A 4193-nucleotide genomic window follows, 5' to 3' on the forward strand; every position below is an offset into this window, starting at 1 on the left:
CGTCTTTGATGAAGAGCAACTTGCCTTACAAGAAAAGCGTAAGTTTGAGCGCATGAAGGAGCAAGAGCGTAAACAAGCCATTTCTAATGCCGCCGCTAAGTTATAATCTATTTTAAAAATACATATTTATATACGAAAAGACCGGATTTGATATCCGGTTTTTTAGTGTTAATCATTTATTGCTAGTTAATTAATCTTAGATATTTTCACATTGGCATAAAAAGGAGGGTGACATGAGTCCAGCCGAACAGAATGACGCTGACAATCACTTAGATAAGAATATTAATAGCCATTTTAATCATGATGAGAAAGGTGAGAACTTAGGCGCACTTAATACTAATGACAGCTTAGCCGTGCTTGATATAAGCGCCGCTGATAGTATCGATGACGAGATACTTGAGAGCTTTTATCCTCGCGAAAAACTGTTAAAAGTCATGATGGCGACATTGGATCATATCGATGGGCGTATTAACCATGGTCTGATGTTGCCTTATTTTGCCGATATCGATAGTGAGATATGGCAAGAGAAAACCAAAGCGCTCGATATCTATATTACTGATGCCCTCGAAGGTCAGGAGCTAAATCTAGAGGCGCGTGGCAAAGATTATGCTACCAATATTTTATCTTACCCAAGCGACTTGCCAGCGGCAATCATTGGTCTTATGCCAACGCTACCACTTGGCGAGCTGGTAATTTGCCATGCTGTGGTGGTACGTGAAGCGGCTGAGCAAAACAAGACCGTGGCGCAGCATATAAGCCATTTATTGATACATGGCATACTGCACCTACTGGGCTTTGACCATGAGCTCGGACAAGCTGAGCAAGATGAGATGGAAAGCTTTGAGATTGCTATTTTGGCAGAGTTAGGCCTACCAAATCCTTATCTCTAAGATTTTTAGCCTTGTTTAACTTTTCTTTAACATGGTTTTTTGCGCTTGATCCATCTGATTAATCATCTGATCTAAGCCTTTGACATGCACACTGCGCTGCGGGAATGGAATGTCAATCTTGTTATCATCAAGCGCGTTTTTGAATTGTTCTAATAAATCACACTGCATCGCCCACCAATCATCATTGGTGGTCCAGACATTTAAGGTTAAATCAACTGAATTGTCGCCCAAGTTGGTCACGCGTATCACAGGCGCTGGATCGGTAAAGGCCAGTGGATTATTTTTTGCCAAATTTAGCATAATATCTTTGGCAGTTTTGATATCGGCGTCATAACCAATACCGACGGTGATATCGACGCGGCGGTTGGGTAACGCCGTATAGTTAATCACCGCCGAGGTGGTGATATCGCCATTTGGAATGATAATGTCGTGATTATTGATGGTCGTTAAATGGGTATTGACCAAGGTTATCTCGGTGACCGTACCAGTATAGCTGCTAATTTGTACATAATCGCCGCGCACAAACGGGCGAAAGGTCACAATCATGATACCAGCGGCAAAATTCGATAGCTGATCTTTCAGTGACAAACCAATCGCCACCGCTGCACCACCCAAGATAGCGACGACCGAAGTGGTCTGGACTCCGACTTTACTAAGCGCTGCCAAAATCACGACGACCAATAATATGCCATATAATAAGCGGCTTAGAAAATTGGCCGCTGTCGCCTCTAAATGGCTGCGTAGCATAATGCGATTACTAATGGCGACGATTTTCTTTGCTAACCAGCGCCCTATCATAAATATTAATAAGGCAAATGCGATTTTAAGCGCAATGCTAATCGCATTTTCTGTTAGAGTAGCAAGATCGACGGTAAAACCTAAAAATTCCATACTGGCTCTTTATTTCCAAACTGTTTTATAAATAATTTTGTCTTTTCAATGTTTATTATCATTTAACCTTTTTTAAAAAATGCATAAAAATTGCAAAAGACGGGCACTGAATTTAAGCAAAGTTAATAGGTGACGTCTACTCTATCACTGTAACGATAGGTACGTATCAGACGCAGCTCAACAATATCATTCATATCTTCGGTAAATTTACCAAAGGGCGCCGCTTGTCTGACCGATTGCTTGGCCGCCTCATCCAGTATCGTCGAGTTTGAGCTCTCAAGTAAACGAATGGCCTTAATATTGCCATCATTGCTGATAATCACCATCAAACGTACCTCGCCGGTGATACCTTGGGCGCGTGCTTGCGCAGGATATTGTAGATTCCCGACGCGCTCGACGTGCTCACGAAAAGTGTTGATATAATCGGCAGCGGCACCGCGGGTTGTCGAGTTGCTATCGACGGTCACAACTTTTGATTTGGTCGCATACAGCTGTTGCCGCTGTGACAGCTGTGCCTCTAAAGTCGCGATTTGCTTACGCAGACGCTCTTCTTGCGCCTGCATATCATCTTGCTCTTGCTTACTGTCATTATCAGACTCGACGCTCGCTTGACGCCAGCTAAGCGTGGTACGCAGATAACTTTCTTGATAGCGCTGCTGGCGAACTTGACGCTGCAGGTCAATCACATCTTGTGTCTCACTCATTTGCTCGGCTGCCACCGGACTACTCTGGTCAGTTTCTTGGCGTATTTGCTCTTGCACCGTGCCGCCGCCTTGTTGGGACGCATTGGCAATAAACTGCGCATCTTCATTTGGCTGCATATTCTCGGTCAAGGCTTTTGCGACATCCTGCATCATGCCAGCAGGATCTCGCCCCAGCGAAAAACTAATGCCAAAAATAACCAGCGCATGAACACTGACGGCTATCACCACCGCCATCGGCAAACTGATATCGCGCTTGGGCGCTTGCGCTGAAAAATGATAGCTTTGCGAGTCTTTAATCGAAGTCACAGTGGGTCTCAGCTCATGAATATAAGGGCGGTCGCTACAAGGCGTCATAAAAGCTCTTCGGTAAACTAAGCACTCGTCGACCAATGCCGGCGCTATCATACCATGAGATAGAATGGCGTCGCTAGCACAAGCGTATACTGTCGCTATTCTCTCACTTACCTACAAGCAGGTTTACGTGCCGGTTTATCCCCTGCTAACCTAATAATCCGCGTTTTTAAAAAGTAACCTCGCACAGGTTTCTATATTTAATAGTAAACAGTCAGACTGCCCAATGATACAAAACGTAGACGTCCATTTTGCCTACTGTCATTTTGATATATACTGTTTTATAAACCCCTTTTGCGCCTGCTATTAAATAATGAATAATTCTAAGGATAATAAGTTTGAGTAACTTTGAGCATATGGACAATATGGATAATTCAGACAGTTTTGAAGAGTTATTTGACAGTATCGCTGACCGTTTTGACGAGTCCTTTAGCGATGGCTGGGAGCGTCTTAGCGAAGCTGTCCGAAGTATCTATGATAAAGCGACGGATAAGTTCGAGGAAGAGCTGTCCTTGCCTGTTGCCCAAATTTACGTCAATGATGCGCTGCAGAAGTTTGTCACCGATAATGTCAAAGCCATTTTAGAGCTGCGCGTTGAGATACATGACCACTGGTTCCGTTTATATTGTACGATTGATGTCGGCGGTATTTATGCAGAAGTAGCAAGTAATTTTAGCTTGGTTCATGTGCAGCTTGATCGCAACGTCCAGCGCTTTGTTTTTGGACAGCTGACTTATACCGACGTCCTTAACCTACGCTGCGAATCTTTTATCAAACGCCAAGGGCTCAAACTGTTTATTTGGTTTTATCATAGCGTGCTCAAAAAAGACCCGTTAGGTTTTATTTTGTCTTATATCAATATTGCCCGCGCCAAAGAAGAGATTATCTATCTTGATATCAATCGCTGGCTAAAAAAGAACAAAAAAATAATGAGCACCTTATATAAAGTGCAAGTCAATTATGGTGAGCTTGAAGAAGAACAATTGGTGCTCAAAACCCAAATCAATTATCGTGATTTGCTGGCCAGCAATGCCAATGAAGATATCATTAGCGATAAGGATGAGCCTGAATTGATGCAAGGGCCTATCAATCCGATTGCTGATGCTACTGAGCCAAGTTTAGAACCTACCTCATAAGCCTATTTTTATGAATACCTTAAAAATTCCCTAAACGCTGCCTATAAAAAAACTCTGCCCCTTAAAGATAGGGTCTTTAAGGGGCAGAAATTTTTAGTGAATACTGTCTATACTAATTTGCAATCATATTACTACCAATAGTTTTCCACCGCGATATTGCCCTCGCCGCGGCGATTCATCACCAAGCCTAAACTCTTTAACGTCTCTTTGGTATCTTCGAC

General features: G+C 43.1%; 4 protein-coding genes and 1 pseudogene. 2 read left to right on the forward strand and 3 right to left on the reverse strand.

Annotation, left to right across the window (positions count from 1 at the left end):
- Positions 1–233 precede the first annotated feature (233 nt).
- Positions 234–890 (forward strand): rRNA maturation RNase YbeY, encoded by a 657-nt coding sequence (gene ybeY, locus V7D75_RS06715; protein ID WP_333613933.1) that lies wholly within the window; start codon positions 234–236, stop codon positions 888–890.
- 15 nt (positions 891–905) lie between these two features.
- Here the strand turns inward: ybeY and V7D75_RS06720 are convergent, their stop codons facing one another.
- Positions 906–1781, reverse strand: coding sequence for a mechanosensitive ion channel family protein (locus V7D75_RS06720; protein WP_333613934.1), 876 nt, complete (start codon positions 1779–1781; stop codon positions 906–908).
- 122 nt (positions 1782–1903) lie between these two features.
- Positions 1904–2839 carry an energy transducer TonB gene (locus V7D75_RS06725; protein WP_333613935.1) on the reverse strand — a complete coding sequence of 312 codons (936 nt, stop codon included), beginning with the start codon at positions 2837–2839 and terminating at the stop codon, positions 1904–1906.
- A gap of 353 nt (positions 2840–3192) precedes the next feature.
- On the opposite strand from V7D75_RS06725, the gene V7D75_RS06730 reads away from it, so the two are divergent.
- A complete protein-coding gene (locus tag V7D75_RS06730; RefSeq protein ID WP_442968934.1) occupies positions 3193–3972 on the forward strand; it encodes a hypothetical protein in 780 nt (259 codons plus the stop codon).
- Positions 3973–4103: 131 nt separating this feature from the next.
- Here V7D75_RS06730 and V7D75_RS06735 read toward each other — a convergent pair.
- Positions 4104–4193, reverse strand: a pseudogene (locus V7D75_RS06735) (ferredoxin--NADP reductase); the annotation flags it as partial.

It is taken from the genome of Psychrobacter sp. (genome assembly GCF_036731945.1).
Taxonomy (GTDB): domain Bacteria; phylum Pseudomonadota; class Gammaproteobacteria; order Pseudomonadales; family Moraxellaceae; genus Psychrobacter.

What these genes read in the sequence shown, in the direction of transcription:
- ybeY (WP_333613933.1), top strand. Translation starts at nt 234, where the DNA reads ATGAGTCCAGCCGAACAGAATGACGCTGACAATCACTTAGATAAGAAT.
- V7D75_RS06720 (WP_333613934.1), bottom strand. Translation starts at nt 1,781, where the DNA reads ATGGAATTTTTAGGTTTTACCGTCGATCTTGCTACTCTAACAGAAAAT.
- V7D75_RS06725 (WP_333613935.1), bottom strand. Translation starts at nt 2,839, where the DNA reads ATGACGCCTTGTAGCGACCGCCCTTATATTCATGAGCTGAGACCCACT.
- V7D75_RS06730 (WP_442968934.1), top strand. Translation starts at nt 3,193, where the DNA reads ATGGACAATATGGATAATTCAGACAGTTTTGAAGAGTTATTTGACAGT.